Source organism: Hafnia paralvei ATCC 29927 (genome assembly GCF_001655005.1).
Classification (GTDB): domain Bacteria; phylum Pseudomonadota; class Gammaproteobacteria; order Enterobacterales; family Enterobacteriaceae; genus Hafnia; species Hafnia paralvei.
In genome coordinates this window covers 1-3,748 of record NZ_LXET01000030.1, presented here as the reverse complement: position 1 = coordinate 3,748, position 3,748 = coordinate 1, and the positions used below count along the sequence as shown (strand labels likewise).

General features: G+C 48.5%; 4 protein-coding genes and 1 tRNA gene. 4 read left to right on the top strand and 1 reads right to left on the bottom strand.

From position 1 onward, the window contains the following. A partial coding sequence (locus M988_RS08590) for a YadA C-terminal domain-containing protein (protein WP_169817471.1) occupies window positions 1-507 on the top strand: 507 nt, incomplete at its 5' end. A gap of 66 nt (window positions 508-573) precedes the next feature. Then, window positions 574-990, top strand: a complete 417-nt coding sequence (locus M988_RS08585; protein ID WP_039186497.1) for a hypothetical protein — start codon at window positions 574-576, stop codon at window positions 988-990. A 53-nt stretch (window positions 991-1,043) separates the two neighbouring features. On the opposite strand, the gene M988_RS08580 is transcribed toward M988_RS08585, so the two are convergent. After that, entirely contained in the window at window positions 1,044-1,694 is a 651-nt protein-coding gene (locus tag M988_RS08580; protein WP_064573682.1) for a riboflavin synthase, read from the bottom strand. A 370-nt stretch (window positions 1,695-2,064) separates the two neighbouring features. Here M988_RS08580 and M988_RS08575 point away from each other — a divergent pair, with 370 nt between their 5' ends. Together M988_RS08575 and M988_RS08570 are read left to right on the top strand one after the other, a co-directional pair. Further along, complete coding sequence (locus tag M988_RS08575; protein WP_008813682.1) at window positions 2,065-3,435, top strand: MATE family efflux transporter; 1,371 nt, start codon at window positions 2,065-2,067, stop codon at window positions 3,433-3,435. A gap of 218 nt (window positions 3,436-3,653) precedes the next feature. Further along, window positions 3,654-3,730: transfer RNA gene (locus tag M988_RS08570), tRNA-Val, on the top strand. Window positions 3,731-3,748 lie beyond the last annotated feature (18 nt).

Genomic DNA, 3,748 nt, shown 5'->3' with positions numbered 1-3,748 from the left:
CTGACCAGTGAAAAATATGTGTCGCAAAATATATCTGACAAACGTGTATCTAGCAGCAACGAGACCACGCTGAACAAAAAGCAGAGTTTAGCGAGCAGAAAAGTGGCCGAAATTGCACAGTACAACGCCATGCAACTAAAAATAGATAATATGGCGTTAGCGGATAACCATCACCGAATCGCGTCTAACAGCGCGGCGATAAGCTCTAACTCTCAACGTTTAGACTCCGTTCAACATCATCAGGCGGAACAAGATTCACGCATTAACGAAAATAAAAAGCAGGCCTCTGCAGGGATCAGCGCTGCCTTTGCTCAGGCTAACATTCCCCAAGTGACCGATAGCCAACAGTTTGCCGTGGGTGCTGGCGTTGGGGGGTACGATAGTGAAAATGCAATCGCCGTGGGTGCATCATTCCATGCAACACAAAATACCATCGTTAAGATGACCGTATCTGACGATACTCAAAATAACTTTGGCTATGGCGCAGGCGTTTCCGTCGGCTGGTAGAGAATTATGCGTTATTATTATTAAAAACATCATGACATATATAGCTATGATGATTGGAGATAACCAATGAAAGTACAAAAACTACTGTTGGTCAGCGTTGTGGCTGGATTGCTCGCTGGTTGCACGTCATCCGCTGAGCGAATGGCAAAATGTGAAGGTCAGGGCGTAAGTAAAGACGCCTGTTATATTGCCGAGCAAAACCGCATCAATACCCTTAACGCCGCCGCTGAAAAACAGGCGTTAGAAAACGCGCAGCAGCAGTATGGTCAAGCAACGCATAAAGCCGTCGTGAAAACGGGCTATGGCGTAACGGTTAAGCGCGGAACCGATGGTATTGTGACAGTCAACGGTAAACCTGCGGCCTTAGATGAAAAAAATGCTGATGCTGCCGTTTATTCACAGGGCATTTATCAGGTAATTTTCTATACCAAAGGGAAAGTTGCGCTGATGGAGAATCGCCAATTTAAAGGCTACTTGAAATAATGCTAAAAGCCGGATGTGGTAAACACGGCATCCGGCGATTGATATCAGAATAATTAGGCAGCCGGCTCCGCTTTTGACAGCGCGGCTAATGTGGCTTCACGGCTAGCTAATACACGTTCAACGGTATCAACCACGGCCTGCGTTTGCGGGTCGATCTCTATATTCACCTTATCTCCCAAGCGCTTCACTCCCAGCGTTGTGCGCTGCAGGGTTTCAGGGATCAGATGAACGCAAAAACGACTTTTGGTGACTTCACCAATCGTTAAGCTGATACCGTCAATACCGATAAAACCCTTGTGCAGCACATATTTCATCAGGTCAGTGCTGGGCATTTTAAACCAAATCTGACGATTATTTTCTGAGGTCAAGATCTTCACGATTTCAGCGGTGCAAATAATATGGCCTGACATCAAATGCCCACCGATTTCATCGTTAAACTTCGCTGCACGTTCCAGATTCACCACGCTCCCGATAGTGACATCACCTAAGTTAGTGATGCGTAGCGTCTCTTTCATCAGATCAAAACTGACCAGATCGCCTTCAACCTTTGTCACTGTCAAACAGCAACCGTTATGAGCCACCGATGCCCCGAGTTCTAAATCAGGCAGCAGCTCCTGCGGAAACTTCACGACGTGAGTACGGAAATTCGATTTTTCGTCAATGGACACGACCGGAGCGGTGCCCTGAACAATGCCGGTAAACATAAATGGTGCCTCTGCAATAATGTCTTATCGAAAACAATTACCTAGCAGTTTGCCGCAAACCATCGATAAAACCAAATCATGAGCGCAATTATCAGCAGATAACCCACCCATCAGCGACAGTTTTCATTCTCTTGTGCTCTATCTGCAGGTAGAATCATTCGTTTATCATTTATACTCGTCATATTTCAGGTCACACGTGCGTCTGGCAAGCAATGCTTGTACTCCGCTTCGCGCGCATGGGCCGCGAATTTGGCTGTTTAGATGCTGTTCTCATCACGTTGAGTATCGCATTCCCCTCTTCAAGGCTTGCCGTGAAGAGTCTTTTACTTATTTGTGTTTTCTCTCTCATTTAAAATAAAAAGGTGTATACGTGCAGAAGTATTGGATAGAAGCGCGTAGCTTATTGGCTCTGGCTATTCCCGTTATCATTGCGCAAGTTTCACAAACGGCCATGGGTTTCGTTGACACCATCATGGCAGGTGGCGTCAGCGCCACTGATATGGCGGCGGTGGCTGTCGGAACCTCTATTTGGCTACCCGCTATTTTATTCGGCCACGGCTTGTTGTTGGCATTAACCCCGGTTATTGCTCAACTAAACGGCGCAGGCCGACGCGATAAAATCGGACATCAGGTACAACAAGGCTTTTGGTTAGCGCTGGTCGTTTCAGCACTGATCATCGTGGTGCTTTATAACGCCAAGCACATTATCGATATGATGCACAACATCGACCCTAACTTAGCCAACAAAGCCATCGGCTATCTTCATGCGATTATGTGGGGGGCGCCGGGTTATCTGTTCTTCCAAGTTCTGCGTAACCAGTGTGAGGGGCTATCAAAAACTAAGCCGGGGATGGTGATTGGTTTTATCGGTCTGTTGGTCAACATACCCATTAACTACATTTTTATTTATGGGAAATTAGGCGCTCCAGCGCTCGGCGGTGTGGGGTGCGGCGTGGCAACCGGCACCGTTTATTGGGTGATGTACTTCATCATGCGCTGGTATGTACGTCACGCGTCCAGCTTGCGCGACCTGCGCCCTAAACGTATGGAAGCCCCGCAGTGGGCGACTATTCACCGCCTGATTAACATCGGGATGCCGGTAGCGTTAGCGCTGTTCTTCGAGGTCACCTTATTTGCCGTAGTTGCACTGCTTGTTTCCCCTCTCGGGATTGTTTCAGTTGCCGGGCACCAGATTGCCTTGAACTTTAGCTCGCTAATGTTTGTTTTACCGATGTCGTTAGGTGTAGCGGCCACCATTCGCGTGGGATATCGCCTTGGCGAAGGCTCGGCTGAAAATGCCAAAGTGGCTGCGCGAACCAGTATCGCCGTGGGTATGACGATGGCGGCCTGTACCGCAATCTTCACGGTTATCTTCCGCGAGCCAATCGCCTTGCTCTATAACGATAACCCTGAAGTTATCACCATGGCATCGCACCTGATGCTGTTGGCCGCCATTTACCAGATCTCTGACTCCGTACAGGTGATCGGTAGCGGCGTACTGCGTGGGTATAAAGATACTCGCTCTATCTTCTTTATTACCTTTACCGCCTACTGGATCTTGGGGTTACCTACGGGTTATGTGCTTGCATTGACAGACTATGTCGTTCCCGCGATGGGGCCAAGCGGCTTCTGGACAGGATTCATTATCGGGTTAACGTCTGCAGCTATTATGATGGCACTGCGCATTCGCTGGTTACAAAATCAGCCTGCTGCATGGATCTTGCAGCGTGCGGCGCGCTAATGAACAATTAGCAAAAGCACCGCCGAATATTCGCAGCAATATCAAACCTTCAACGGCATCTTAGATGCCGTTTTTTTCACCCAGATGCGCATATCATCAGCAATCGTGTGAATTTAAGAGGAATTTTTGGCAATCCCCCTTGCCAGCCGTGCCATGTGCCGCTAATATTCGTCTCCGTTGTCTGGCGCAGTCAGTATGTCAGCAAGGCAACACAGGATGCGTCCGTAGCTCAGTTGGTTAGAGCACCACCTTGACATGGTGGGGGTCGGTGATTCGAGTTCACTCGGACGCACCATTCTTAAGAGATTATCCG

Bases quoted from the DNA above. Each gene is read 5' to 3' on its own strand.
- M988_RS08585 (WP_039186497.1), top strand. From the start codon at position 574: ATGAAAGTACAAAAACTACTGTTGGTCAGCGTTGTGGCTGGATTGCTC.
- M988_RS08580 (WP_064573682.1), bottom strand. From the start codon at position 1,694: ATGTTTACCGGCATTGTTCAGGGCACCGCTCCGGTCGTGTCCATTGAC.